Here is a 25,900-nt window from a genome sequence, read left to right on the forward strand (position 1 = left end):
CTGGGGTCGACCTCCTCCCCGACCTCCAGCGAACGGTCAGCCCTTATCCTCCTCCCGAGGGTTGACCACCAAAACGGCGCCCGCCGCACCTCCTCCCGCGGCGGGCGCTGTTCCCCGGAGCAGAACGAATTTTGCTCCAAAGGGTTTCGCCCCTTTTCAAAACGCGAAAGAGATTTCGTCAAAGCCGACCTCCTCCCCGGCGATGACGAATAGGCCCGACCTTCACCTCCTCCCGAGGGTTGGCCAACCAAACGGCGCCCGCCGCACCTCCTCCCGCGGCGGGCGTTGTTTCCCCGGAGCAAAACGAATTTTGCTCCAAAGGGTTTCGCCCCTTTTCAAAACGCGAAAGAGATTTCGTCAAAGCCGACCTCCTCCCCGGCGATGACGAATACGGTCGATCTTCACCTCCTCCCGAGGATCGACCCCCAAAACGACACCCGCCGGACCTCCTCCCCCGGCGGGTGTTGTTGTATTCAGCGCCTGGTTTCGCCATCTGCGGTTTGCCCGCACCAAGCACGGCAATTGCAATCGCCGCCCCAAGCGATTATTCCGGCGCTCATGAGCAAAAATCCCATCCATATCATCGGCGGCGGTCTCGCCGGTTCCGAAGCCGCATGGCAGGCCGCGCAAGCCGGCGTTCCCGTGGTGCTGCATGAAATGCGCCCGGTTCGCGGCACGGACGCGCACAAGACCGATGGCCTGGCCGAGCTGGTCTGTTCCAACTCCTTCCGCTCCGACGACGCCGAGAACAACGCGGTCGGCCTGCTGCACGCCGAAATGCGGCTGGCCGGCTCGCTGATCATGAGCGCCGGCGACGCCAACCAGGTGCCGGCCGGCGGCGCGTTGGCCGTCGACCGCGACGGTTTCTCCGACGCCGTCACGAAAAAGCTCGAAGCGCACCCGCTGATCACCATCCGGCGCGAGGAAGTTCCCGGCCTGCCGCCGGCGGACTGGGACCAGGCAATCATCGCCACGGGTCCGCTGACCGCGCCATCCCTTGCCCAGTCGATCGCCGAAGCGACCGGCGCCGATGCGCTGGCCTTCTTCGACGCCATTGCACCGATCATCCATTTCGACACGATCGACATGGACACCTGCTGGTTCCAGTCGCGCTACGACAAGGTCGGGCCCGGTGGCACCGGCAAGGACTACATCAACTGTCCGATGGACAAGGAGCAGTACGTTGCCTTCGTGCAGGCGCTGATCGACGGCCAGAAGACCGAATTCAAGCAGTGGGAAGGCACGCCCTATTTCGACGGCTGCCTGCCGATCGAGATCATGGCCGAACGCGGCGTCGAGACGCTGCGCTATGGTCCGATGAAGCCGATGGGGCTGACCAATGCCCACAATCCGACCGTCAAGGCCTATGCGGTCGTCCAGCTGCGGCAGGACAATGCGCTGGGCACGCTCTACAACATGGTCGGCTTCCAGACCAAGCTGAAGCATGCCGAGCAGGTGCGGGTTTTCCGCACGATTCCGGGCCTGGAAAACGCCGACTTCGCCCGCCTCGGCGGCCTGCACCGCAACACCTACATCAACTCGCCGACCTTGCTTGATGCCTCGCTGCAGCTGAAGTCGCGCCCCGGTCTGCGTTTCGCCGGCCAGATCACCGGCTGCGAAGGCTATGTCGAAAGTGCTGCCATCGGCCTGCTCGCCGGCCGCTTCGCCGCCGCCGAGCGGCTCGGCCACGCGCCGTCGCTGCCGCCACTGACCACGGCCTTCGGCGCGCTGCTCAACCACATCACCGGCGGCCACATTGTCTCGGAGGACGAACCCGGAAAACGCTCCTTCCAGCCGATGAACGTCAATTTCGGCCTGTTCCCGCCGCTGGAGGCTGGCACGAAATTGCGTCCTGACGGTTTCGAGGGCCGCTTCCGCGGCAAGGACAAATCGGTTGCCAAGAAGAAGGCGACGACGGCACGGGCGTTGGCCGACTGCCGTGCATGGCTCGGCTTGCCGGCGCAGACCCTGGCAGCGGAATAAACGGATTTACGTTTAAGCGGCGGCGGGCTAGCTTGCGGCCCTCATCGTCGGGGGCCATCCATGTTTGCGGGTAGATTTGTGCTGGCCTTCGTTATTTTGTCTGCTTGCGCGGGCTGTACCACAGCGCCGGAGGCGCTGCAGTCGCTCGGCGACCGCAACTACATGCGGTATGCGACAGGCAAGCCCTACACGCAGATTGCATCGCAAAGCCAGATGTCTGTCGAAGGCCTGGCAGGCGCGACCATCTACGGGCCGATGATCGGCGCGTATCGCCTGGCGGACGGCGATACGGTCTATCGACATATCGACAACGTGGAATCCACGCGAACGAATGTGGATGCCGGGGTCCTGATGCAGCGCGAAAGCGTTGGCACGCGCTACCGGCTTGCCTATTTTCGTGTTGGTCCCGACGGTATCGTCAAGGATTGGGCGACTGGTGCCTTGCCGGGCGAACGGCTCGGTTGCACATGGTATGCGGGTGGCTTCGTCCAGCAGTGCAGCAGTGAAACGCAGCGCCTGCAGAGCCTTGCCGTCTATGACTCGCTGGTGCGAACATCGAACGATAGACTCCTGCCTTCATGGGGTGTTCCCGTCACTAACGCGCAACAGCCCAAAGCCAGCTGACCGGGCTGGTCGGGCCGTCACGACGGCCATGGCGCACATGACCCGCGAGAGGCCCGATGTTTTGCTCGACGAAGCAGTAGACCGGGTGAAGAGCCGAATTTCGCAAGTGGCGGCACGAGACAATGGTGATGTGGTGGCTTGAAGTCCAATGAACATCACTTGGCGAGAGATCGCTTTTCAACTTGAACCGGATGTCGCGCAGAAGGCAGCGAAGGCCTGGTCGTGGCTTTTGCCAGAGCCTTGGACGCCGCTTGTCTGCTCAATGGTGGGAGGCTTGTTTGTCGAACGACCGAACAGTGGGGTTCATTGGTTGGACACCGGGACGGGCCTGGTCGAGCAGGTAGCTCACAGCAGGACGGACTTTGAGGAGATGATCAGGACTGCTGCCAATCGCGTTGACGAATGGTTCCTGCCACCGCTTGTCGAACGTCTTCACGCCGCCGGGCAAGAAGCCGAAGGCGGGAGAATGCTACGACTTCACCATCCTGCCCGTCTTCGCCGAGGGCAAATTTGACGTCGAGAACATGTTCGTAATTCCGGTCACAGAGCAGTTCATCGGTATGGCCGATCTTCATCGCCAATTAAACGAATTGCCTGACACCTCAAAGGTGCGGATCAAGGTCGTCGACTAGGCTCGTACGCTACTCCGCCGGCTCCGCGCTCGCTCCCGGCAGGCCCGGCTTGCCCGCCTCTGACGGATTTCTCCGCACATAAGCCGCCTTCAGTGTCTCCGAGGTCTCGCGCGAACCGTCATGGCTCCAGCCGGGCGGCTTGATCAGGTAGTTCAGACGCTCGCCCAAAGTCAGTCCAGGCGCGAAGGCATCCCTGAACATGCCGATCCATTCGTGGAACGCCACTTTCAGCGGGTTGAAGGTGCCGAGATTCCTAACGATGCCGTAGCGCGGCCGGTCCTCTTCCAGCTCTTCGACGAAGGTGCCGAACATGCGGTCCCAGATGATCAGCGTGCCGGCATAATTGGCGTCGAGATAGCGCGGATTGGTGGCGTGGTGGACGCGGTGGTGCGAGGGCGTGTTGAAGATGAATTCGAACCAGCCCCACATCTTGCCGATCGTCTCGGTGTGGATCCAGAACTGCCAGACCAGATTGAAGCCGAAGGTGAAGGCAATCACCGCCGGATGGAAGCCGAGCAGCACCAAAGGCGCCTGCAGCACGAACATGAAGGTGAACAGGCCGGTCCAGCTTTGCCTGAGCGCCGTCGATAGATTGTAGTGCTGGCTTGAATGATGGTTGACATGCTCGGCCCACACCCAACGCACCCGGTGCGCGATGCGGTGATAAACATAGTAGCGCAAATCATCGAGCAGGAAGGCGGCCAGGAAGACCCAGACCGACAGGCCGAGATTGAAGAAACGGAACTGCCAAAGCCACAGCAGCGCCCAGTAGGAGACGACGCCAAGCAGCAGCCCGGCGACGACATTGCCGGTGCCCATCATCAGGCTGGTCAGCGTGTCGCGTGTCTCGAACGAGCCCTTGGCGCGGCCGGTGCGCACCAGCCAGAGCTCGATCAGGATGGCGGCGACGAAGAACGGAATGGCGAGCTGGGTGACCTGCGGAAAATCATAGCTGTCCATCACGCGGCCTCGCTGGCGGCATCTGATTGGCGTGCTTCAAGAGCGTTAAGCAAGGCCTGTAGATCGCCGGCATTGGCGAAGCGGAAGCGGCCGCCCTTCCAGGTGAAGTCCTTCAGCCGCATCAGAATTGTGTTCGTCTCTTCGGAACTGGACACCGAGACGTCCGCAGCCGTGACGATACGCGTCAAGAAGCAGTCGCCGATGCTGTGAACGATGCCGGTGCGCCCTCGCCCAAGGTCCAGGAATGCCGTCTTGGCGTCCGCCGTCAGGCGGACTGTTTGCGCCACTTCATCCGAAAATCCTCGGCGAAACGGTGCAACGCCTGATCCGGATTGGCCAGTGTGGCCGCCTTGCTGCCGCCGGTGAAATGCACCGCGGCAACCGACAGCGCAATGCCAAGGACGACGATCGCGACCAGAACGGGCAAGCTCATGGATTTCCTCCGGGCCGGCCTGTCGTCTTCGGCGACAGTTCCCAGCTCGGCCGAATCCTTAGCATGATTGACGTTTACGTCAAAGTGCCAGCCAGCCCTTGCTCGCGCGCCGCAACAGCAGCCAGTGCCGGCGCAAGGCGGACAGCCTCGCGACGCCGTCGAGCGGTGATTGGCGCGAGCCTTCCATCTTGTCGAGATAGGCGCGCGACAGCGCCAGCGGCAGGAATGCCGGTCGCAACGATGCCGGCAGCCCTGCGGCGCCCTGCTCGAAAGCGAAAAGATGTTCGCGCGCCAGCGCGATCATCGCCGCCACGGCGCGCCGCGCTCCAGGCCTGCCATCGCCGGCAACAAACTCTTCGGGCGACGACCCCGCCGCCGCCAGTATCTCGGCCGGGACAAAACACTGCCCGCGCTTACGGTGCAGCGGCAGCAGAAGCAGGAGGCCGGTCATGGCCTGCGCGCAGCCGGCCCTGCCGGCGAGTTCGGCGAAGCGAGGCGCCTCGGAGGGATCGAGCATCATTGCCGCAAGCTGGATGAGCGCGGCCGCCGTCTCGCCGCAATAGCCTTCCAGATCGGTGCGCGAGGGCATCGGATCGTCATAGAGATCGAAGATGCGCGCTTCGAGCATGTTATCGAAGGCCAATTTCGGCAGGCGATGGGCGGAAATTGTCGCCTTCAGCGCGTCGGCAACGGGATGGCCGATGCCTGTGCCATCATAGTCGGCGGCGATGAGGTCACGCCACCATTGCAGCCGCACCTCGCCCGGCAAAGCTTCGTGAATGCGGTCGCGGATGCCGGCAATTTCGGCATTGAAAGCGTAGAGCGAAAACAGCGCATCGCGCTTCTCGGCCGGCGCGTAGAGCACCGTCAGATACCGATCATGGTCGGCGGCGCGCACCGCGTCCATGACGATTTTGGCATTTTCATACATATCAATCGACGGCGATGAGCGCGGCAGCCACGGCGCGGTCTTCCGCCAGAAGCACATTGTAGGTCCGCACCGCGGCGCCCGTCGACATCGGGTCGGAGGCGATGCCTGCCTCCTTCAACGCCAGCCGCAGCGCCGCCGGCAACGGCCGCAAATCCTTGCCCATGCCGACCAGCAGGATCTCGACCTTGTCGGCTTCGGCCAGAAGTTTTTCGAAATCCGCCACCGTCAACGCTGAAGTATCCGCCGGCTCCCAGCCATGAATTCCGGATGGCAGGCACAGCAGCGAGCCGCGATGCGACATGTCGGCAAAGCGGAAACCGCCATTGCCATAGGCCTCGATCGGCGCGCGGCCGGGGAAATGCGCCTCGCGGATGACGATGCCTTTGCCGGTCACCACTTTGTCACCCCTTCGGGGCCGCGCGTCAGGTCGCGACCGCCTTGCCGCCGTTGACCGGCTTCTCCTCATCGGCCGAAGCCTGTGGCCGCAGCTTGAACAGGATCAGCAGCGGTGCCGCGATGAAGATCGACGAATAGGTGCCGAACACGACACCGAACAGCATCGCCATGGTGAAGGAGCGGATGACTTCGCCGCCGAACAGCACCAGCGCCAACAGCGCCAGGATCGTCGTCACCGAGGTGAGCGTCGTTCGCGACAGCGTCTCGTTGATGGCGTTGTTCAACAGCTGCGGCAGCGGCATTCGCTTGTATTTTCGCAAATCCTCTCGAACGCGGTCATAGACCACGATCGTATCGTTCAGCGAGTAACCGATAATGGTCAGGATCGCCGCCAGCGACGACTGGTTAAATTCAAGCCCGGTAATGACGAAGAAACCGAGCGTCATGACCACATCGTGCACCGTCGCCACGATGGCGCCGACAGCGAACTGCCACTCGAAACGGAACCAGACATAGACGAGGATGCCGATCAGCGCGACCAGCATGGCGATGGTGCCTTGCTTGGCGAGTTCTCCGGAAACCGTTGGTCCCACGACCTCGACGCGGCGGAAATCATACTGGTCCTGCAGCTCGCCGCGCACCTTGTCGATGACCGTCTGCTCGGCATTCTCGCCGCCATCCTGCGTGCCGACGCGGATCAACACGTCGTTCGGCGCGCCGAACTGCTGCACCTGCACTTCGCCGATATTGAGTTCCATCAGCCTGGCGCGAATATCGCCGAGATTGGCGTCGCCGCTCTTGGCCTTCACCTCGATCATCGAGCCGCCCTTGAAGTCGATGCCGTAATTGATGTCGACCGTCATGAACAGCACCACAGACAGCACCGACAGGAAGCTCGACAGCGCGAACGTCCAGCGGCGGATGCCCATGAAGGGGATCTTGGTACCCGGCGGAATGAAGGTCACCGGCGCCTTCGGCAATTCCTTCGGACGGGCGCGGCGCAGCCAGATCGACACCAGCAGGCGCGTGAAGGTGAAAGCGGTGAAGACCGTGGTCAGGATGCCGATGGCGTAGGTGATGGCAAAGCCCTTCACCGGGCCGGTGCCGAGATAGAACAGCACCACGGTGGCGATCAGCGACGTGACGTTGGAATCGACGATGGTCGCCAGCGCCTTCGAGAAGCCAGTGTCGATCGCCTGGATCACCGAGCGGCCGGCACGCCGTTCCTCACGGATACGCTCGTAGATCAGCACGTTGGAATCGACCGCCATGCCGATGGTCAGCACGATACCGGCAATACCCGGCAAGGTCAGCGTCGCCCCGAGCAGCGACAACAATCCGACGATCATCGCCACGTGCACCGCCAGCGCGATGTTGGCGAGGAAACCGAGGAAGCCATAGGCGACGAACATGAAGGCAACGACGAGGATCGAACCGATAATGCCGGCGACCTTGCCGGCATGGATCGAATCCTGGCCAAGGCCCGGACCGACGGTTCGTTCCTCGATCACGGTCAGCTTCGCCGGCAACGCGCCGGCGCGCAACAGCACGGCCAGATCGTTGGCGCTTTCAGCGGTGAAACTGCCGGAAATCTGACCGGAGCCGCCAAGGATAGGTTCGCGAATTTGTGGCGCTGAAATCACCTGATTGTCGAGGATGATGGCGAAGCGCTTACCGACATTCGCCGCCGTCGCCTGACCGAAGCGTGTTGCTCCGCGCGAGTTGAAGGTAAACGACACCACCGGTTCGTTGGTTCGCGAATCAAAAGTTGCCGTCGCCTTGGCGAGATCCTCGCCCGAAACAAGCACGCGGTTCTCGATCAGGTAGGGAACCGGTGGATCGTCCTGCGAATAAAGGATCGATGAACCGCTTGGGGGGCGATTTTTCAACGCATCCTGCACCGGCATCGAATCGTCGACCATCTGGAAGGTCAACTTGGCGGTTTGGCCGATGATCTCCTTCAGCCGCTGCGGATCCTGCAGGCCGGGAACCTGAACCAGGACGCGATCGTCGCCCTGCCGCTGCACGATCGGCTCGGTGGTGCCGAGTTCATTGACGCGGCGCTCGACGACTTCGATCGATTGCGCCAATGCGGACGAGGTACGGTATTTAACGCCGGCGTCGGTGGCTGTGAATTTGAGCACGCCCGGTTCGGAATCGTCGAGCGACATTTCCTGGATGGAGCCGCCGGTGAACAGGCCTGCAGCCACCGGATCGGTCAAAGTCTTCAACGCCTTCTTTGCGGCATCAATCTGAGCTGGGTCCGTTATGCGCACCTGCACGGTCCGGCCCGTGCCGGCAAGGCCGGTGTAGCCTACCTTTGCATCACGCAACAACGTCCGAATCTCGTCGCGTGTCGTCTCCAACTGCGCCTTGATCAGGTCGTTCTGGTCCATCTGGAGCAGGATGTGCGAGCCACCCTGCAGGTCGAGGCCAAGCGTCATCTGCCGCTTCGGCACCCAACTGGGCAACTGTGCCAATGTGCTTGCAGGGATGAGATTGGGCGCGGCGAGGACCACTGTGGCGGCCACAGCCAGCCAGATCAGGATCATCTTGAAGCGCGAAAAATACAGCATATGGCGTCGTCCGTCAGAGCGTGTCCGCGGATCGCTCCGCCTGGAATTGGGTTATTTCTTGGCGTTCTGGTTGGCTACCGGTTCGCCCTTGACGCGCACATCGGCGATCGTCGAGCGCAGCGCCGTCACCTTGGTGCCACCGCCAAGGTCGATCTCGAGCTCGTTGTCGTCGATCACTTTCGTCACCTTGCCGACGAAACCGCCGCCGGTGACGACCGTGTCGCCGCGACGGACCGCCGCCAGCATCTCGCCGCGCTTCTTCAGCTGCGTGCGCTGCGGGCGGATGATCAGAAAATACATGATCACGAAAATCAGGACAAACGGCAAAATGCTGATGAACATATCAGGAGAGGCGCCGCCGATGCCTTGGGCGTATGCCGGTGTCACGAACATCGAGGTACTCCTGAATTTTGAAAACAGCAGCCAACCGTCCTGCGGAGTTTGGCGGCCCCTTGAAATTTGGCCGGAATATAGTCGGTAAAGTTGTCAATGCAACTGCGCGGCCGGGCAAATCGGCTGCTTTTCCGGCTTGTCGGGCCGTGTTAGAGCATGACCGCGAAAAGCGCGAGCCGGTTTTCGGAAAAGATCACGCTCGAACAAAAGGTTGGAACCGGTTTCGAACGCGACGGATCTCGAACGCCCCCACCTGCCCGCCCCAGGAAACGAACCAAAAAGACCTGAAATGACCGACAGCAGCATCGACGCCCTCAACAAGAAACTCGACCGCCTGATCGAGGCTGTCGGCCGCCTCGCCCCACCGCCGGTGCCTGAAACGGACCTCGGCGAGGCCGACTGCTTCGTCTGGCAGGCGGATCCCGGCTATCTGGAGCCGGTGCGCAAGGTCAACCGCGTCGACATCGGCCTGATCCGCGGCGTCGACCGTGTCCGCGACATCCTCGTCGACAACACCGAACGCTTCGCCGCCGGCTTTGCCGCCAACAACGTGCTGTTGTGGGGCGCGCGCGGCATGGGCAAATCGTCGCTGGTCAAAGCCGTGCATGCCGAGATCAACGCCAGGGCCAAATCCGACCTGCCGCTCAAGCTGATCGAGATTCACCGCGAAGACATCGACACGCTGCCCAAACTGATGGGTCTGCTGAAGGCGGCGCCCTTCCGCGTCATCCTGTTTTGCGACGACCTGTCCTTCGATCATGACGACACCTCCTACAAGTCGCTGAAGGCGGCACTCGAAGGCGGCGTCGAAGGCCGCCCGGCCAACGTCATCTTCTACGCCACCTCGAACCGCCGCCATCTGTTGCCGCGCGACATGATCGACAATGAGCGCTCGACCGCCATCAACCCGTCCGAAGCGGTCGAAGAAAAGGTCTCGCTGTCCGATCGTTTCGGGCTTTGGCTCGGCTTCCACAAATGTTCGCAGGACGAATATCTCGAGATGATCAATGGCTATGTGAGCCATCATGGCCTTGACATCGACCCCGAGCAGTTGCGCGCGGAAGCGCTGGAATGGGCGACGACGCGCGGCAGCCGCTCGGGCCGCGTCGCCTGGCAGTTCACGCAGGACCTGGCCGGCCGGCTTGGCAAGCCGCTCAAGGATTGAGGCGTGTCACCTGGGCGGCCGCGCCCGTCGCACGTCGCGCGGCGTTTGGCCAATCTCGCGGCGCATCCAATGCGCCAGATGTGACTGGTGCGCGAAGCCCGTCAATTCCGCGACCTCGCTTGTGCTGAGATCGCCTTGCTGCAGCAGGAGGCGCGCGCGTTCGACGCGACGTCGCAACACATAGCGATGCAAGGTGACGCCCGTCGCCACCTTGAACCATGTCCGCAAATGCGAGCTGCTGGCGCCGGCAACCCGGGCTAGAGCGGGATGAATTGAGGCTGAATCGAAGGGATTCCCCTAGGGTGGCAAATCTGATTCAACCTTCTTGCTAGGCAAGGAGGTTGGTAAGGATGGGCAAGCCTTATTCGATGGATCTTCGCGAACGGGTTGTTGCGTCGGTTGAGCGGGGAGGGGCTGTCGCGACGGCAGGCCTCGGTGCGCTATGGAGTTGGTATCAGCACCGTCATCAGGTGGGTGCGCCGCTTGCGCGAAACGAGCAGCCTTGCACCCGGCAAGATGGGTGGGCACCGGCCGAAGAAGATTGCCGGTGAGCATCGGGACTGGCTTCTGGTGCGCTGCCGGGCCACGGATTTTACGCTGCGCGGTCTTGTGATCGAGCTGGCCGAGCGCGGCCTTGCGGTCGACTACCGCTCGGTGTGGGAGTTCGTCCACGCCGAGAAGCTCAGTCACAAAAAAGACGCTGATCGCGGCTGAGCAGGATCGCCCGGATGTGGCGCGCAGGCGGACACAGTGGGCAAAGTATCAGGACCGCATCGATCCTTCCCGTCTGGTGTTCATCGACGAGACATGGACCAAAACCAACATGGCACCGCTCAGGGGATGGGCGCCGCGCGGCGAGAGGATCAAGGCCAAGGTGCCGCACGGCCATTGGAAGACAATGACCTTCCTGGCGGCGCTGCGTCATGACTGCGTCGATGCACCATGGCTCATCGACGGACCGATCAACGGCGAGCGTTTTCAGCTCTATGTCGACAAGGTTCTCGTCCCAGTCCTCAAGCCCGGCGACATCGTCATCATGGACAATCTCGGCTCACATAAAGGCAAGGCCGTGCGCCGCGCCATCCGCGCGGCCGGCGCCAGGTTGTTCTTGCTGCCCAAATACTCGCCCGATCTGAACCCCATCGAGAAGCTCTTCGCCAAGCTCAAGCATTGGCTGCGCAAGGCTGCCAGACGAACAGTCGAGACCGTCTGCGAAGCCATCGGTCAGATCCTCGGCACCGTCACTTCAACCGAATGCAGAAATTACTTCACCGAGGCCGGGTATGTACCAACCTAAATTCATCCCGCTCTAGTCGATCGATCGAGAGCGGCTCATGCAGAGCGGCCTCAATGTACTCTAGGACGCGCTTGAGCTGGGTGTCCGACAAGCGGTTCGTTCGGTCGATGTCTATATCATCGAGGCCGAGCAGCCTGACCGCGAGCGCGGCGCCAATGCTGTCGGCAAACAGAGAGCCGCTCGGCGCATCGAGATCGCTCTGCAGTGCGCGAGCAAGATGCTCGATGCGCTGGTCACGAAGCAGATGGCGCGTGTCGAGTCGCGTTGCCAGCGCCCTGCCGCCAAGTTCCACCGCTACCCTTTCCATCAGCGCTGGCTGCAAGACAATCTCAATCGTGTCGAACGCGGTTTCAGCCTCGAAACCGCCCTCCTCGCCAGCCGGCACCAGGTCGATATCGCCGGCGCGCCTGACGAAATAGCGCCCGACCTGATTGCAGTAGGAGCGCGTCGCCGCGCTTGCATGCACCATGACACGGTGGTGTGGCGCCCGCGGCAGGCGATGGACGCCCGCCTCAATATGCCGGGAAACCATTGTTACGTCGGACGGGGATCGGGCCGGAGCGGATTGCGGACGCATGCTCTCTCGATTCATGGCGAAACCTGTTCAAGATTTGGCAATTCCCGCGCGATTTTCAATGCCGCGAACCTGTACGCACGCCTCTCCGTCAAGCTTGGAAGAGAGGTTGCCATGAGTTTCTATGTTGTTGTCGGCGCGGGCCCGGTTGGACGCGAGACCGCGCGCCTTCTTGGTGAGGAAGGACATGATGTCGTTCTCACCAGCCGAAGCGTCGGTTCGAACGCGTTGCCGAACGTGCGGACCATACAGGCCGATGCCACGGATGCCTCGGAACTGTCGCGTATCTGCCGAGGCGCCGATGCCATCTTCATGTGTGCCATGGCCACCTATCATCGCTGGCCGACCGACTTTTTCCCCATCATCGACGGCACCGTGCGCGCGGCGGAAGCGGTCGGCGCGAAGCTCATCGTGCTCGGAAACCTCTATGGCTACGGGGAAAATGCCGGCAGCCCGCTTCGCTCCGACCTGTCCCTGGATCCGACGTCGAGGAAAGGAACAACCAGGACGATCATGTGGCAGCGAGCGGTCCGTGCCGATGTGCCGGCGATCGAAATACGCTCCAGCGACTATCTCGGACAGGGCGCGATCAGCTACTTCTCCCTGGTCGCGCTGCCCTCCATCATCGAGGGCAAGCCCACCGCCTTCATTGGAGATCTCGACGCAAACCATGCCTGGACCTTCACCAGGGATGTCGCGAGCACACTTGTCGCGGCCGCCCGCTACACGGGTGAATGGGATCGGGCGTTTCACGTTCCCTCGCAATACGCCTCGCCGCGCGAGCTCATCCAGAAAACCGCGGCGCTGCTCGGACGAGAGGTTTCAGCGATACGCTCCTATTCCGTCGCCGAGATGGAAGCCTTGGGCATGCATGAGGTCATTGAGATGAGCTATCTTTTCGAGAGCCCCTTGCTGGTTGATGCCTCCGACACCGAGGCGCTTCTGGGCGTCAAGGCCAGCAGCCTTGAGGAGATGATCGCCGACACGCTGCGCGATCATCTGTGAGTCTTGCTGGCGGGCTTTTGCACAAAACTGAAAAAGCCCGCTCCTTGCGGAACGGGCTGAGCCGGCGGGCCGGACTGGAGGTCAGACGGCCCGCAAATTGCGTTTTTTATTCTATTCGAGATAGGTCGAAGGATCGACCGGCGCCGAGTTCTTGCGCACTTCGAAGTGCAGCTTCGGCGAGTCCGTCGTGCCGCTCATGCCCGACAACGCGATTTCCTGACCGCGCTTGACCTTCTGGCCGCGCTGCACCTCGATCGAGCTGGCATGGCCGTAGACGGTGACCAGACCGTTCTCGTGGCGCACCAGCACCGTGTTGCCGAATTCCTTGAGCCCGTCGCCGGCATAGATCACGACGCCGTTCTCGGCCGCCTTGATCGGCGTGCCCGTCGGCACGGCGATGTCGACGCCGTCCTTGCCGGATCCGAAACCGGAGATCACCCGGCCGCGCACCGGCCAGCGCATCTTGCCGATACCCGTGGCATCGGGCGCCACCGCTTCGTCGTCCTCAGCCTGCTGGATGACCTTCGCGTCTTTCTTCGGCGGCGTGTAGGATGCCAGCGTCTCCGACGGCGTGGTCTTTGCCGGGGGCTGGGTGGTTGCCGTGGTCACCGGATCGACCTTAGCCGGCTTGGCGCTGGCAACCGTCGCGGTTCCGCCGGCCGGCACTTTCAGGGTCTGGCCGATCTTGAGCAGGCCATCCTTCATGCCATTGGCTTGCTTCAGCGCAACGACGCCGACGCCGGTCTTCCTGGCGATCGAGGACATCGTGTCACCCGACTGGACCGTATAGGTGCCGGCGGCACCGGTTGCCTTGGCGACCTGCGCGGGCTTGGGCTCCTTGGGCTGGCTTGCAGCCGCCGAAGCATCGACCTGCGCGGCAGCCTTGCCCTCCTTGAGCTTCGGCTGCTGCGGCAGGACGGCGACCTTGTCCGGCGCGGTGGCCGGCAAATCGTGCTTGCCGTCCTTCGCCGGCTTCGCGTCAGCGACCTTCGGCTCGGCCTTGCTCGAATAGGCATAGGCCGGAATGACGATCTTCTGCCCGGTCTTCAGTCCCTTGGTCGCGCTAAGCCCGTTGACCTTCATGATGACGTCGGCCGGCACTTTGTAATGCTGCGCCAAGCCGTTGATCGTTTCGCCGTCGCGAACGACGATCTCGGTCGCGTGCGGCCTGCCCGCTTCTGCCATCTTCGGCGCGTCGGGCTGGGCATTCTTGAACGGCTTGGCCGCCGGCTCGACGGTGCCGGTTGTCACCCTGTCGACATGCGGCGCCGGGCGCACCATGGCTGGCGCCGATGCGACACGCACCGGATTGGCGGCAGGCGCGAGTGCCGGCGCGGCCTGAGCTGAAGCTGGCGGCGGCAACGGCCGGCTCGAAACCGGTTCGAGGCTGGAGCGGCTGACCGACTGCGTGTGGCTGCCGTCAAGCGGAGCAGCCGATACATCGCCCGGATAGGGCTGCGCGGCATCCTGCTTGTTGATGATGGCGCGCTGATTGTTGGTCGAGGAAGTGAAGACATCGTCGACGCTGTTGAACCGCGAAGCCTGGGAACTGCACCCGGCGGCGGCACCCGCAATCATGAGAACAGCGCAGCCCCGCGCCAGATTGCGACTGTTTGTCTTCAAAACACTGAGTTGCATCGCACTAACCCGCACAAACGCTGCACCAACTGAGACAGGATTAAAGCGCGTTAATGTTACTGGGCGGTTAACCCATTAGAATCCGACGAAAATTTTCTTAAAACATTTTGGGGATAGCTGGAGGCATGGATCATGAGGCCGAACAGGTGTTCGACCGCGGACCAGTGCTCTGCCGGAAACTAGATCACTGCGGCGACGCTGCGCAGGATCGGCTGCAGCCGCACCATGCCGATGTCCTCGCGCTCGAAACGGCTGCCGACCTTGGTCAGCTTGGCCAGCACCTGCTCGCCCTCCTCCGGCCCGATCGGTGCGATGACGATGCCGCCGCTCGACAGTTGGTCGAGCAGGAAGCGCGGCAAGCTGTCGAAAGCCGCCCAGGCGACGATGCGGTCGAACGGCCCTTCGGCAGGCAGCCCACCGGAGCCATCCGCCTGGCGCACGATGACATTGCCGATACCAAGTGCCTCGAAACGCTGCCTGGCCTGTTCGACCAGCGTCTTGTAGCGATCGACGGTTACGATGCGCGCCGCCAGCCGCGACATCACCGCCGCAGTATAGCCGGAGCCGGTGCCAATCTCGAGCACGCGGTTTCCCGCTTCGATGGCAAGGGCCGCGATCACCGCCGCTTGCATGTCGGCGCCTTCGATCGCCTCGCCGCATTCGATCGGCAGCATGCGGTCGGACCAGGCGATCTGGTAGAAGTGGGGCGCCAGGAAACCGCGCCGCGGCGTCGCCTCGAAAGCCGCGATCAGCGCCTTCGGCACGGTTCCCCTGCCGCGCAGGCGTAAAAGGAAAGCGGCAAATCCTTCGCGGTCATCGATAGGCAGGTTCATGCAAGCGCCTTGCTCAGCTGATCACGGATCTCATGCGCGGTGAGGTCGAGCTGCAACGGCGTCACCGACACCAGACGATTGCGCAGCGCATGGAGGTCGGTGCCTTGCTTGCCTTCGACCGGCTCGCGGCCGAAGCGCAGCCAATAGTAAGGCAGGCCGCGCCCGTCACGGCGCTCGTCCACCCACAGGCTGTGCACGAGTTTTCCTTGCGTGGTGACGACCGTGCCGACGACCTCTTCGGGAAGGCAGTTGGGAAAATTGACGTTGAGCAGCACACCGTCCGGCAGCGGCGTCGCGACGAGCTTCTTCAGCAGCGCCGGCGCCAGTGCCTCGGTCGTCTCGTAAGGAACGATGCGGTCCTCGCCGACATAGGAGTAGCCCTGGCTGAGCGCGATCGAGCGGATGCCGAGCAGCGCGCCTTCCATGGCGCCGGCGACGGTGCCGGAATAAGTCACGTCGTCGGCGATGTTGGCGCCCGAATTGATGCCGGACAGGATCAGGTCGGGCGCGCCGGGCAGGATCTTCTTCACACCCATGATGACACAATCGGTCGGCGTGCCACGGACGGCAAAATGCTTTTCGCCGATCTTGCGCAGCCGCAACGGTTCCGAGATCGACAGCGAATGCGCATAGCCGGACTGGTCCTGCTCCGGCGCCACCACCCAGACATCGTCGGACAGGGTGCGGGCGACGCGTTCGAGCGACGCCAGCCCCTCGGCATGAATGCCGTCGTCATTGGTCAGAAGAATGCGCATTATTTCGCTTCGATCTTTGCCAGCCCGCCCATGTAAGGCCGCAGCACTTCAGGAATGGTTACGCTGCCATCCTCATTCTGGTAGTTTTCGATGACGGCAATGAGTGCGCGGCCGACAGCGGTGCCCGAACCGTTGAGCGTGTGGACAAAACGGTTGCCGTTGCCATCCCGATCCTTGTAGCGGGCATCCATGCGGCGTGCCTGGAAATCGCCGCAGACCGAGCAGGACGAGATTTCGCGATAGGCGTTCTGGCCGGGCAGCCAGACCTCGATGTCGTAGGTCTTGCGCGCGCCAAAACCCATGTCGCCGGTGCACAGCACCATGGTGCGGAACGGCAGTTCGAGCCGCTTCAGCACTTCCTCGGCACACTCAGTCATCCGCTCGTGCTCGGCCAGCGAGGATTCCTGGTCGGTGATCGACACCAGCTCGACCTTGTAGAACTGGTGCTGGCGCAGCATGCCGCGCGTGTCACGCCCGCCCGAGCCTGCTTCCGAACGGAAGCACGGCGTCAGCGCCGTATAGCGCAGCGGCAGTTTTTCATGGGCAGTTATCTCCTCGCGCACCAGATTGGTGAGCGGCACCTCGGCGGTCGGGATCAGGCCAAGCCTGCCCTCCCCGTGCGGCGTGAAGAACAGGTCCTCCTCGAACTTCGGCAACTGGTTGGTGCCGAACAGCACCTCGTCGCGCACCATCAGCGGCGGGATCACTTCCTCATAGCCATGCTCGGTCGTGTGCAGGTCAAGCATGAACTGGCCGATGGCGCGCTCCATCCGCGCCAGGCCGCTCTTCAGCACGGTGAAGCGCGAGCCCGACAGCTTTGCCGCCCGCTCGAAATCCATCATGCCGAGCGCTTCGCCGATCTCGAAATGCTCCTTCACCCAGTTCGGCCGCGTCGGCGCCTTGCCGACGATGTGTTTGACGACATTGTCGTGCTCGTCCTTCCCGACCGGCACATCGTCGAGCGGCACATTGGGCAGCACCGCCAGCGCGTCGCTCAGCGCCTTGTCGAGTTCGCGCTCACGCGCCTCGCCATTCTGGATGAAGGTTTTGATCTCGCCGACTTCGGCCTTCAGCTTTTCGGCAAGGGCGGCATCGCCCGAACGCATGGCGTTGCCGATCTCCTTGGAGGCGGCGTTGCGGCGTTCCTGCTTGGTCTGCAGTTCGGTGACGTGCTCGCGCCGCGCCTCGTCCCTGGCGATCAAATCATCGACCGTGGACTGCCCCTCCGCCGCCGACCACGAGCGCTTCACCAGCGCCTCGACAAGGGCCTTCGGGTTGTCGCGAATCCATTTGATGTCAAGCATGGTTTATCCGTCCTCAGCTATGCGAGAGGGCGTAAACCGCATCCTTGATTGATGCAAGATAGACCGGGCAGCGACTGTCTCTTTCCAGCGCTGCCTGTTTTTTACGAAGCAGCCGGCGCTGGAGGCTCGTCCGGCGTTTTGTCGGCCACGGTCTCCCCGGCCTCCTGCTTCTCACGTGCCAGCCGCTGCCTTTCCTGGTCCCGCTCGATCCATCGCGCGGCCCAGATCGAGACCTCGTAGAGAAGGATGGTCGGAATGGCCAGACCGATCTGGCTCATCGGATCCGGCGGTGTCAGCACGGCAGCAACGATGAAGGCGATGACGATCGCCCATTTGCGCTTTTCCGCCAGCGCCTTGGACGACAGCATGCCGACGCGCGTCATCAGGCTGGTCACCACCGGCAGCTGGAACACCAGGCCGAAGGAGAAGATCAGCGTCATGATCAGGCTGAGATATTCCGACACTTTCGGCAGCAGCGAAATCTGCACCTGATCGTCGGTGCCGACCTGCTGCATGGCGAGGAAGAACCACATCACCATCGGCGTGAAGAAGAAATAGACCAGCGAGGCGCCCATCAGGAACAGGATCGGCGACGCGATCAGGAACGGCAGGAAGGCGTTGCGCTCGTTCTTGTACAGGCCGGGCGCAATGAACTTGTAGATCTGCGTGGCGATCAGCGGAAAGGCGATGACCATGCCGCCGAACATGGCGAGCTTGACCTGCGTGAAGAAGAATTCCTGCGGCGCGGTATAGATCAGCTCGACCTTATGCGGATCGAGACCCGCCCATTTCGTCGCCCATTTGAAAGGGACGACCAACAGATTGAACAGCCTCTTGGCGAAGAAGAAGCAAACCAGGAAGGCAACGAAGAAGCCACCGAGCGACCAGATCAGCCGCCTGCGCAACTCGATCAGATGCTCCATCAATGGCGCCGACGACTTTTCGATCTCGTCCTTTTCCTTGTCCGAAACGCTCACTTGGCGGCTCCCGCCGTCTTTTTGGCCACCGGCTTTTTCGCCGCGGCAGGCTTCGGTTCGGCCTTCGCCCCGGTCTTTGCGGCAGTCGCCTTGGCGGCGGCGGACTTCGTCGAAGCGGCGGTTGCAGGCTTTGCCGCTGTCGCGGCCTTTGTCGACGCCTTGGGTGCGGGTGCGGCTTTTGCCGTCACCACCTTCGCGGAAGTCGCGGCCTTGGACGGCGCTTTCGCTGCCGGCGCTGCCTTGACGGCATTCTTGGCCGCGGATGCCTTCGGCGCCACGGCAGATTCCGTGGATGCCGCTACCACCGATTCATCGGTCATCGCCGGGAAAATCGGCGTTGGCGGCGCGGCCTCTGGCCCGCTGACGCCAGGCATTTCCGTCGCGCCATTCTTCAGCGGCTCGGCTGCCTGCGGCGTCGAAGCGGCGGGTGCTGCCGGATCAGCCGCCGGCTTCGGCTTCATCGCCGCGTCCACACCTGCGCGCACATCGGCTGCCGCTTGCTCAAACGGATTAAGCTGCTTCTTGATCTCGGCAACGGGACTCAGGCCCCTGAGCTCGTCGACCGACTTCTTGACGTCGTCGAGCTCGGCTTCCTTCAGCGCTTCGTTGAACTGTTTCTGGAAGTCGGCGGCCATGGCGCGCAGCTTCGCCGTCGTGCGCCCGAAGGTGCGCAGCATGTTGGGCAGATCCTTCGGCCCGACGACCACGATCATAACGATCGCGATCACCAGCATTTCGGTCCAGCCGACTTCAAACATGGCAATCTGTTCCGACTAGAACTCTTGGCTCAGCTCTTGCTGGCCTTTTCCTTCACGGCCGAAACGGTCTCATCGGCACGGTGTTCGACGGTGCGCTTGTCCTCGGCGACGTCGTCGTCCGCCATGCCCTTCTTGAAGCTCTTGATGCCCTTGGCCATGTCGCCCATCAGCTCCGGAATCTTGCCGCGGCCGAACACCAGAAGCACGATGACCAGCACGATCATCCAGTGCCAAATCGAAAATGAACCCATAGCAAATCTCTCTCGAATGTTTTCCCTGGCGATGATCTATGCGTTTTCGCGTTGGGATTCAAACACAACCGCGACAGAGTTTATGAAAGGCTGGCGGATGTCACGCATTTTCGGCAAGGCGGCCCGCTACCAAACGGCGCATGTAAAGGCGTAAAGCCGCTTTTGATAGACGCCCGCGGTCAATCTTCCGTGACGCGCGGCGTCAAAAGGCCGAGTTCCTCGAGATCGATATCGGTCAGCGGATCCTCGTCATCGGTCAGCGCGTCGGGGTCGGCCGGCGGCTGCGGAATGGAGAAGTTCGACGGCATGCGGCCCGATAGCAGGCCGGCCCCCTTCAGTTCCTCCATGCCGGGAAGATCGCGGATTTCCTCGAGCGCGAAATGGTCAAGGAAGGTTTCGGTCGTGCCGTAGGTGACGGGACGGCCGGGCGTTTTGCGGCGGCCGCGCATGCGCACCCATTCGGTCTCGAGCAGCGTGTCCAGCGTGCCCTTCGACGTCTCGACACCGCGGATGTCCTCGATCTCGGCGCGCGTCACCGGCTGGTGATAGGCGATGATCGCCAGCACTTCGAGCGCCGCGCGCGACAGCTTGCGCTGCTGCACCGTATCACGGCTCATCAGGAAGGCGAGGTCGCCTGCCGTGCGGAAAGCCCAGGCGTCGCCGACCCGCACCAGATTGACGCCGCGCCGGGCGTAGACCTGCTGCAACTCGGCCATTGCCAGGGCGATGTTGATGCCGTCGGGAAGGCGTGCCGCAAGCTGCTTTTCGCTGACGGGTTCGGCGCTGGCGAAGACAATCGCCTCGGCCATGCGCACCGCCTCCGCCATATGCAGGCGCTCGGCGGGATTCTGTGCCGAATTCTGGACGGACGCCTGGTCGAGATCGCCCTCTTCCGGCCCATCATCCACCTTGAAGGGGATAACCGAAGCGTTGGCGCGTTCGCTCATGATGCCACCTCGACTGCCTTGATTGCCGGTGCGCGGCCGCGCAGATAGATCGGCGCGAACGTCTGATCCTGGCGCACATCCATCGTGCCGTCGCGCACCAGTTCCAATGTTGCCGCGAAGGAACTGGCGATCGCCGTGCGCCTCTCCTCGGGACTGGTCATGTACACGATCAGGAAACTTTCCAGCGTCGTCCAGTCGCTCACAGCCCCGACCAGGCGGGTCAGGATGTCGCGCGCGTCCTTGAGCGACCAGACACCACGCCTGGCGATCGTCACATTGTTGATCGCCTGCTTCTGCCGTTGCTGGGCATAGGCGGTCAGCAGATCATAGAGCGACGCCGAATAGGCGTTGCGCTTCTCGATGATGACCATTTCCGGCATGCCGCGCGCGAACACGTCGCGGCCGAGCCGGTTGCGGTTGACCAGACGCGCCGCCGCGTCGCGCATGGCTTCCAGCCGCTTCAGCCGGAATTGCAGCACCGCTGCCAGTTCCTCGCCGCTCTCGCCCTCTTCGCCCGGCTGCTTGGGGATCAACAGCTTCGACTTGAGGAACGCCAGCCACGCCGCCATCACCAGATAGTCGGCCGCAAGCTCGAGCCGCAGCGCCCTCGCCGTCTCGACAAAGGTCAGATATTGCTCGACCAGCGCCAGAATCGAAATCCGCGCCAGGTCGACCTTCTGGGTGCGGGCAAGATGCAAGAGGAGATCGAGCGGGCCTTCGAAGCCGGCCACGTCGACGACCAGCGACGGATCGCCGGTGACGCGTGAATCGTCGTTCTCGGCCCACAGACGGTCCATCGGTGCGGCCTTCGCGGCCTTGCTTTCCAATGTTTCCGCCACTGTCCCTGTCACTTCCTTTTGCTAGGCCACCGCATCGAAATAGGTGGCGAATTCCGCGCGTATCTCGGTTTCCTCGACCGCGTCGTGTTTCTTTATATAGGTCAGTGCCCGCTTTGCACGCTCCAGCGACTTGCCCTCAAGCCCCTTGGTGCGCGATGCGATGCCCGCCATCTCCTCGAAAACGCCATTGCAGTGAAGGACCAGATCGCAGCCCGCCGCAAGGATCGAGGCCGCCTTTGTCGGGAAATCCCCAGAAAGTGCCTTCATCGAGGTGTCGTCACTCATCAGCAACCCATCGAAGCCGATCTCGCGGCGGATGATCTCGTCGATGACCTTGCCGGAGGTGGTCGCCGGGTTGTTGGGGTCGATGGCGCTGTACACGACATGCGCTGTCATCGCCATCGGCAGGTCGTTGAGCTCCCGGAACGGGGCAAAATCATGTCGCTGCAGATCGCTCAGCGAGGCGTTGACTATTGGCAGCTCGAAATGTGTGTCGGCAAAGGCCCGGCCATGGCCGGGAATGTGTTTCATCACCGGCAGCACGCCGCCGGACATTAGGCCTTCGGCGGCAGCACGGCCGAGTTCTATGACCGGGCGCGGCTCCTTGCCATAGGCGCGCGCGCCGATGACGTCGCTGGCGCCTTCGATCGGCACGTCGAGCACCGGCAGGCAATCCGCCGTGATGCCGTAGCGCAAGAGGTCGAAGGCATGCAGGCGCGCCATCAGCCAGGCAGCACGGGCGCCGGCGTCGTGATCGTCGCGCCACAGCGCGCCAAGCGCTCCGCCGGCCGGATAGTTCGGCGCCAGCGGCGGCCGCAGGCGTTGCACCCTGCCGCCTTCCTGGTCGATAAACACCAGCGCATCCGGCCGTCCGATACAGTCGCGCATCTCGGCGACGAGATCGCGGATCTGCTCGGTCTCGCCAATATTGCGGGCAAACAGGATGAAGGCCCATGGGCATTCATTGCGATAGAAATTGATTTCTTCGCGGGTGAGCGATTTCCGGCACAGCCGAGGATCATGGATTTTGATTCGGTCATATCAGGAGTCTAGGGCTTCGCGCGGTTAAAGGGAATCGTCGGGGAGTACATGCGGTCCAACGGCAGAAATGCTTCCACATGAAAAACGCCGGGCACATGAAAAAGCCGGCGCGACCTGGGGCCGCGCCGGCTTTGAACGGTTGAACGTCGTCTAACGCGACACGAAGCAATTGCCGCCAGCAGCCTTGTAGCTGGTGCACAGATTGATGGCATCGTTGCGCGACTGGGCCACGACGCGGACGCGGTAGAACGTGCCCTTGCCGGCGATCTCGGCCTTGACGATGTTGGCGGTGCGCCCGGCAAGCACGCTGCCGTAGCGGCGCTGCAGGTCCTGGTAGGTCGACTGGGCGCTTTCCACGGTCGGCTGCGAAGCAACCTGCATCGACCACGAACCACCACCGGTCGCCGTCGTTGCCGGATCGATGGACGCAACCTGATCGGGCTTGACCTCGCCGACGACGTCGACCGGCTGGTCGGACGGACGCTGCGGCGCGATCGCGACCTTTGCCGGAGTGTTAGCCGATTGCGCCTTGGCCTCGGGCTTGGCCGGTTTGGCTGCCGGCTTGAGGGCTGACTCCTCGTCCGACTGGGCAGCGGCGGGCGCCACCGTGCCGGTCTGGTCGGCATCGGCGGAAGGCGCGACATGCTGCGGCGCCGGATCGGTCGGCTCGGCCGCCGCTACCTGCGGCACGGCCGGTGCCGGATCCTCGCGCGGCACCAGCGAGCCGTCCGATTTCACCACCATGGTCCTCACCTTGCGCGGCGCGACGGCGACGACATCGGTGTTGGTGCCCTTGTCGGCATCCTGCAGCACCTGCGCGATGCGATCCTCGGACTTGGGCGCGGGCGCCGCATTGCCGCTCGGCGCGGCGTTGTCAGTCGGCGCAGCACTTGCGGTCGGCGCGGCATTGCCGCCATCGGCGCCGCCGGCGGCGGCGCTCTGATCAGCAGAAAGATCGATGGCACGGGCCGGATCCTTCGCCTGCACATCCACAGGGACCTCGGTGTTGGTGACAAGCTTCTGCTGCACCGGCTCGGCGGGCTTCGCGCCCTTGACCACCGCGTCGTAGACCTTGTTGTCCTGGTTCGGCACCACGGTGCCGCCCGGATTTTCCGGCTTGACCTTGATCGGCGAATTGTCGGCCTTGACGATCACCGGAGCTTCGCTGCCGCCCTTGCCGCCGAAAGACAGGGCAAAGGCACCAAGGCCGCCCGCGACCGCCACGGCGCCGACGATGGCGGCAATGAACAGCCCACGACGGCCCGACGGCTTGGCCGCTTGCCGCTCGCCGAGACCCGGAACGGACATCGCCTCGTCCAACTCAGGATCATAGTCGAGTTCATCGACGGTGAAATCGTCCGCCTGCGAGACTGGCTGGTTGCCGGGCAAATTGTCGAGATCGAAGCCGTCGGCGGCATCGGCATAGCCTGTGTTCGCCGCCGCGCGCGCAGGCATTTCCGCCGGCCGCGCCGCATAGGTCCGTGCTTCCGGCTGGAAGGCTGGCTTGGGCGCTTCATATGCCGGCGCCTGATAGCCCGAAGTGAATCCGGCATTGTAGGATTCGTCGGCATAGGCAGCGCTGCTTGCGGGAGCAGTTGGAGCCGGCGCAACCTCCACCGAATTCATTTCCGTCAGAAGGCTGGCGAACTCGGCGTCGAGATCGTCATAACCAGCCGTGGCCGGCTCGTCTTCCTCGAAATGCAGTTCCGGAATGTCGAGATCGTCCGCCAGCGCCACGACGCGCTCCGGCACATCGACCGTTTCGACATCGGGCATCTCTTCGTAGCGCGAGGACTGTCGCGGCTGTGGCGCCGATACGGGGGCTGCATAAGGAGCAGCCGCAACCGGCTCGGGCGCACGGTATGTCGGCACAACAGCCACTGCCGGGGCCACCGAAGCGGCCGGCTGCGCGGCAAATGCCGGCTGCTGGGGAACCGGCGTCACGCGGCTCCACGAACGGGTCGGCTCCGTCGGAGCGGAGCGCTCGGCCAGCCAATCGAGGGAATCGGCCGGATCCTGCCGGGAGGCAGGCTCGTCGCGCGGATCTAGGCTCCTGGCCAAGGCTGCGTCGAACGCATCATTGTCGAAATCGACATCGAGATCAGCGGCATCCGAACCAGGATCCTGGCCCTGAAGCTCGTCGAGCAGCAGATTGTCGAGATCGGTATCGTGAGCGGCACTGGAGGCATGCAGATCCTCGGGCGCTTGCTCATCGAGATCCCAGTCGAGATCGCCGACAAGATCGGCCGGTTCCTCGGCGGCCTTTGCAGGCGCGGCAGCATATGGAGCAGCATACGGCTGAACGGGAGCGGCAACCGGCTGAGCCACAACGGGCTGAGCGGCGACAGGCTGAGCCACGACAGGCTCCTTGGCCGACGGCAGCGTGCGCGCCGTCATGGCGCCCAGAAGCGCGTTCAACTCGTCTTCGAGGCTGCGTTCGTCCGCCACTGGGGCCGGCGCCGGCTCGGCCATGACGGCCGCTGGCGTTGCTGGAGCTATCGGCTGGACCGCGGCAGCCGCAACCTCGGCGACCGGCTCTTCGGCAGGCTCGGCGAACGCGTCATCCAGGTTCAGATCGAAATCATCTTCCGAAGCGGCTTCGGAGCTCGAGAGTTCGTCCCTCGCATCCTCGGCATGGGCGGACACGTCGTGCGCATCAGCCACGTCAAAGGCCACCGGCTCATCCGCCTGAACGTCAAAATCCACATCGACATCCGCCATCGCGGCCTCGAAGCGACCGTCGAAATCCTCGTCGGAAATCGCCTCAGCCTCGTGCGCGGCGGCTGGCACCAGGTCCGGATAGTCGGCCGTGGCCGCAGCCACAGGGCGCTGATCAGCCGAATGGCCGTCCAGCGTCAGTTCATCTTCGAGCGAAAGCGCGACCGCATCATCGAATTCATGCTCAGGGGCCGGCTCGACAGCCATCGGCACTTCGGCAATGGCATGCTGGGCCTCTACGGCCTCGTCCTCGATCTCGACGGCATGGTCCTCGATGTGAAAATCCTGATCGAGCGACGCGGCGAGTTCTTCCTCGATCGGCAGATCGTCCTCGAAGGGCGAAACGTCATCGAGCGAACTCGCGACGGCGTTGTCGAAATCGGCGTCGAAGGCAGGTTCGACGGATGACACGGCTTCGGCTGCGCCGAGATCGGCATGGCTGGCGACGACCGCCTGATCATCGGCACCCGTGAAGTCCAGATGGAAATCGTCGTCGAGCGACAGCGCAAGATCGTCGTCAGCCGCATGCACGGCCGCCGTTTCGAATGCCGGCTCATGAGTCTCGACAACCGGAGCAGCATCGCTGTCGCCAGCGTCGAACTCGCCCATCAGTTCCTTTTCGAGGTCGATGTCGAAATCGTCCTCTTGCACGGGCTGACTGGCGGCAGCGACCTGCGGCTCGACCCGCGCCTGCTGCTTGACCGGCTGGCGTGGGTCGAATCCCATGATCCTGGTCAGTTCCGCGAACGGATCATCGTCAGCGATGTCGTTGTTGTCGGCTACTCTCAGCTGGGTTCTGTCTGCCATTATTGTTCCCGAACTCGCACTCATTCGGACGCCATGGACGTCGCGCAGGGTTGGCCCTTACCA

General features: G+C 63.0%; 24 protein-coding genes and 3 pseudogenes. 6 read left to right on the plus strand and 21 right to left on the minus strand.

Annotation, left to right across the window (positions count from 1 at the left end; genetic code table 11):
* Positions 1-558 precede the first annotated feature (558 nt).
* The 3 genes from trmFO (at position 559) to HB778_RS33975 (ending at position 3,239) form a co-directional block, all read left to right on the plus strand.
* Complete coding sequence (trmFO, locus tag HB778_RS33965) at positions 559-1,983, plus strand: methylenetetrahydrofolate--tRNA-(uracil(54)-C(5))-methyltransferase (FADH(2)-oxidizing) TrmFO (protein ID WP_183460217.1); 1,425 nt, start codon at positions 559-561, stop codon at positions 1,981-1,983.
* 60 nt (positions 1,984-2,043) lie between these two features.
* Entirely contained in the window at positions 2,044-2,607 is a 564-nt protein-coding gene (locus tag HB778_RS33970; RefSeq protein ID WP_183460219.1) for a hypothetical protein, read from the plus strand.
* Between the two features lie 419 nt (positions 2,608-3,026).
* A complete protein-coding gene (locus HB778_RS33975; protein ID WP_183460221.1) occupies positions 3,027-3,239 on the plus strand; it encodes a hypothetical protein in 213 nt (70 codons plus the stop codon).
* Between the two features lie 9 nt (positions 3,240-3,248).
* On the opposite strand, the gene HB778_RS33980 is transcribed toward HB778_RS33975, so the two are convergent.
* From HB778_RS33980 to HB778_RS34010, 8 genes are all read right to left on the minus strand, one after another.
* Complete coding sequence (locus HB778_RS33980; RefSeq protein ID WP_183460223.1) at positions 3,249-4,199, minus strand: sterol desaturase family protein; 951 nt, start codon at positions 4,197-4,199, stop codon at positions 3,249-3,251.
* Entirely contained in the window at positions 4,199-4,486 is a 288-nt protein-coding gene (locus tag HB778_RS33985) for a hypothetical protein (RefSeq protein ID WP_348524654.1), read from the minus strand. Before HB778_RS33985 ends, HB778_RS33980 begins: the two co-directional genes overlap by 1 nt.
* Entirely contained in the window at positions 4,465-4,632 is a 168-nt protein-coding gene (locus tag HB778_RS43185) for a hypothetical protein (protein ID WP_348524655.1), read from the minus strand. Before HB778_RS43185 ends, HB778_RS33985 begins: the two co-directional genes overlap by 22 nt.
* 79 nt (positions 4,633-4,711) lie before the next feature.
* Positions 4,712-5,563, minus strand: a complete 852-nt coding sequence (locus HB778_RS33990) for a phytoene/squalene synthase family protein (RefSeq protein ID WP_183460225.1) — start codon at positions 5,561-5,563, stop codon at positions 4,712-4,714.
* Between the two features lies 1 nt (position 5,564).
* Positions 5,565-5,960 (minus strand): Mth938-like domain-containing protein, encoded by a 396-nt coding sequence (locus HB778_RS33995; RefSeq protein WP_183460227.1) that lies wholly within the window; start codon positions 5,958-5,960, stop codon positions 5,565-5,567.
* Between the two features lie 25 nt (positions 5,961-5,985).
* On the minus strand, positions 5,986-8,535 hold the full coding sequence (secDF, locus tag HB778_RS34000) for a protein translocase subunit SecDF (protein ID WP_183460229.1): 2,550 nt from the start codon (positions 8,533-8,535) through the stop codon (positions 5,986-5,988).
* Positions 8,536-8,586: 51 nt separating this feature from the next.
* Complete coding sequence (yajC, locus tag HB778_RS34005) at positions 8,587-8,928, minus strand: preprotein translocase subunit YajC (RefSeq protein ID WP_010909882.1); 342 nt, start codon at positions 8,926-8,928, stop codon at positions 8,587-8,589.
* Positions 8,929-9,021: 93 nt separating this feature from the next.
* Positions 9,022-9,234 (minus strand): hypothetical protein, encoded by a 213-nt coding sequence (locus HB778_RS34010; RefSeq protein ID WP_183460231.1) that lies wholly within the window; start codon positions 9,232-9,234, stop codon positions 9,022-9,024.
* Here HB778_RS34010 and HB778_RS34015 point away from each other — a divergent pair.
* The gene (locus HB778_RS34015; protein WP_183460233.1) at positions 9,218-10,093 is read left to right on the plus strand and encodes an ATP-binding protein; all 876 of its coding nucleotides are present in this window, start codon (positions 9,218-9,220) and stop codon (positions 10,091-10,093) included. The two genes, HB778_RS34010 and HB778_RS34015, sit on opposite strands and share 17 nt — an antisense overlap.
* A 6-nt stretch (positions 10,094-10,099) precedes the next feature.
* Here HB778_RS34015 and HB778_RS34020 read toward each other — a convergent pair.
* Positions 10,100-10,369: pseudogene (locus tag HB778_RS34020) on the minus strand (helix-turn-helix transcriptional regulator); the annotation flags it as partial.
* 74 nt (positions 10,370-10,443) lie between these two features.
* Between HB778_RS34020 and HB778_RS34025 the strand changes: the two are divergent.
* Positions 10,444-11,390: pseudogene (locus tag HB778_RS34025) on the plus strand (IS630 family transposase).
* On the opposite strand, the gene HB778_RS34030 reads toward HB778_RS34025, so the two are convergent.
* A complete protein-coding gene (locus HB778_RS34030; protein WP_244661741.1) occupies positions 11,362-11,922 on the minus strand; it encodes a hypothetical protein in 561 nt (186 codons plus the stop codon). The pseudogene HB778_RS34025 and the gene HB778_RS34030 sit on opposite strands and share 29 nt — an antisense overlap.
* 156 nt (positions 11,923-12,078) lie before the next feature.
* Between HB778_RS34030 and HB778_RS34035 the strand changes: the two genes are divergently transcribed.
* Positions 12,079-12,969: an NAD-dependent epimerase/dehydratase family protein gene (locus HB778_RS34035; RefSeq protein WP_183460235.1), complete on the plus strand. Its 891-nt coding sequence runs from the start codon at positions 12,079-12,081 to the stop codon at positions 12,967-12,969.
* 111 nt (positions 12,970-13,080) lie between these two features.
* On the opposite strand, the gene HB778_RS34040 is transcribed toward HB778_RS34035, so the two are convergent.
* The 11 genes and pseudogenes from HB778_RS34040 to HB778_RS34090 form a co-directional block, all read right to left on the minus strand.
* Positions 13,081-14,607: a peptidoglycan DD-metalloendopeptidase family protein gene (locus HB778_RS34040; RefSeq protein ID WP_183460237.1), complete on the minus strand. Its 1,527-nt coding sequence runs from the start codon at positions 14,605-14,607 to the stop codon at positions 13,081-13,083.
* Positions 14,608-14,786: 179 nt separating this feature from the next.
* Positions 14,787-15,440, minus strand: a complete 654-nt coding sequence (locus HB778_RS34045) for a protein-L-isoaspartate(D-aspartate) O-methyltransferase (RefSeq protein ID WP_183460239.1) — start codon at positions 15,438-15,440, stop codon at positions 14,787-14,789.
* On the minus strand, positions 15,437-16,195 hold the full coding sequence (surE, locus tag HB778_RS34050; RefSeq protein ID WP_183460241.1) for a 5'/3'-nucleotidase SurE: 759 nt from the start codon (positions 16,193-16,195) through the stop codon (positions 15,437-15,439). The genes HB778_RS34045 and surE overlap by 4 nt, the downstream gene beginning before the upstream one ends.
* Positions 16,195-17,499: a serine--tRNA ligase gene (gene serS, locus HB778_RS34055; RefSeq protein ID WP_183460243.1), complete on the minus strand. Its 1,305-nt coding sequence runs from the start codon at positions 17,497-17,499 to the stop codon at positions 16,195-16,197. Before serS ends, surE begins: the two co-directional genes overlap by 1 nt.
* A 101-nt stretch (positions 17,500-17,600) precedes the next feature.
* On the minus strand, positions 17,601-18,476 hold the full coding sequence (gene tatC / locus HB778_RS34060) for a twin-arginine translocase subunit TatC (protein ID WP_183460245.1): 876 nt from the start codon (positions 18,474-18,476) through the stop codon (positions 17,601-17,603).
* On the minus strand, positions 18,473-19,234 hold the full coding sequence (gene tatB / locus HB778_RS34065; RefSeq protein WP_183460247.1) for a Sec-independent protein translocase protein TatB: 762 nt from the start codon (positions 19,232-19,234) through the stop codon (positions 18,473-18,475). Before tatB ends, tatC begins: the two co-directional genes overlap by 4 nt.
* Positions 19,235-19,263: 29 nt before the next feature.
* Positions 19,264-19,485: a twin-arginine translocase TatA/TatE family subunit gene (locus tag HB778_RS34070; protein ID WP_013895102.1), complete on the minus strand. Its 222-nt coding sequence runs from the start codon at positions 19,483-19,485 to the stop codon at positions 19,264-19,266.
* 179 nt (positions 19,486-19,664) lie between these two features.
* Positions 19,665-20,432, minus strand: a complete 768-nt coding sequence (scpB, locus tag HB778_RS34075) for an SMC-Scp complex subunit ScpB (protein ID WP_095199901.1) — start codon at positions 20,430-20,432, stop codon at positions 19,665-19,667.
* A complete protein-coding gene (locus HB778_RS34080; RefSeq protein ID WP_183465314.1) occupies positions 20,429-21,229 on the minus strand; it encodes a segregation and condensation protein A in 801 nt (266 codons plus the stop codon). The genes scpB and HB778_RS34080 overlap by 4 nt, the downstream gene beginning before the upstream one ends.
* A gap of 63 nt (positions 21,230-21,292) precedes the next feature.
* Positions 21,293-22,311 (minus strand): annotated as a pseudogene (gene nagZ / locus HB778_RS34085) (beta-N-acetylhexosaminidase).
* A 151-nt stretch (positions 22,312-22,462) separates the two neighbouring features.
* A complete protein-coding gene (locus HB778_RS34090) occupies positions 22,463-25,837 on the minus strand; it encodes an SPOR domain-containing protein (RefSeq protein ID WP_183460249.1) in 3,375 nt (1,124 codons plus the stop codon).
* Between the last annotated feature and the right edge of the window lie 63 nt (positions 25,838-25,900).

Source organism: Mesorhizobium huakuii (genome assembly GCF_014189455.1).
GTDB lineage: Bacteria > Pseudomonadota > Alphaproteobacteria > Rhizobiales > Rhizobiaceae > Mesorhizobium > Mesorhizobium huakuii_A.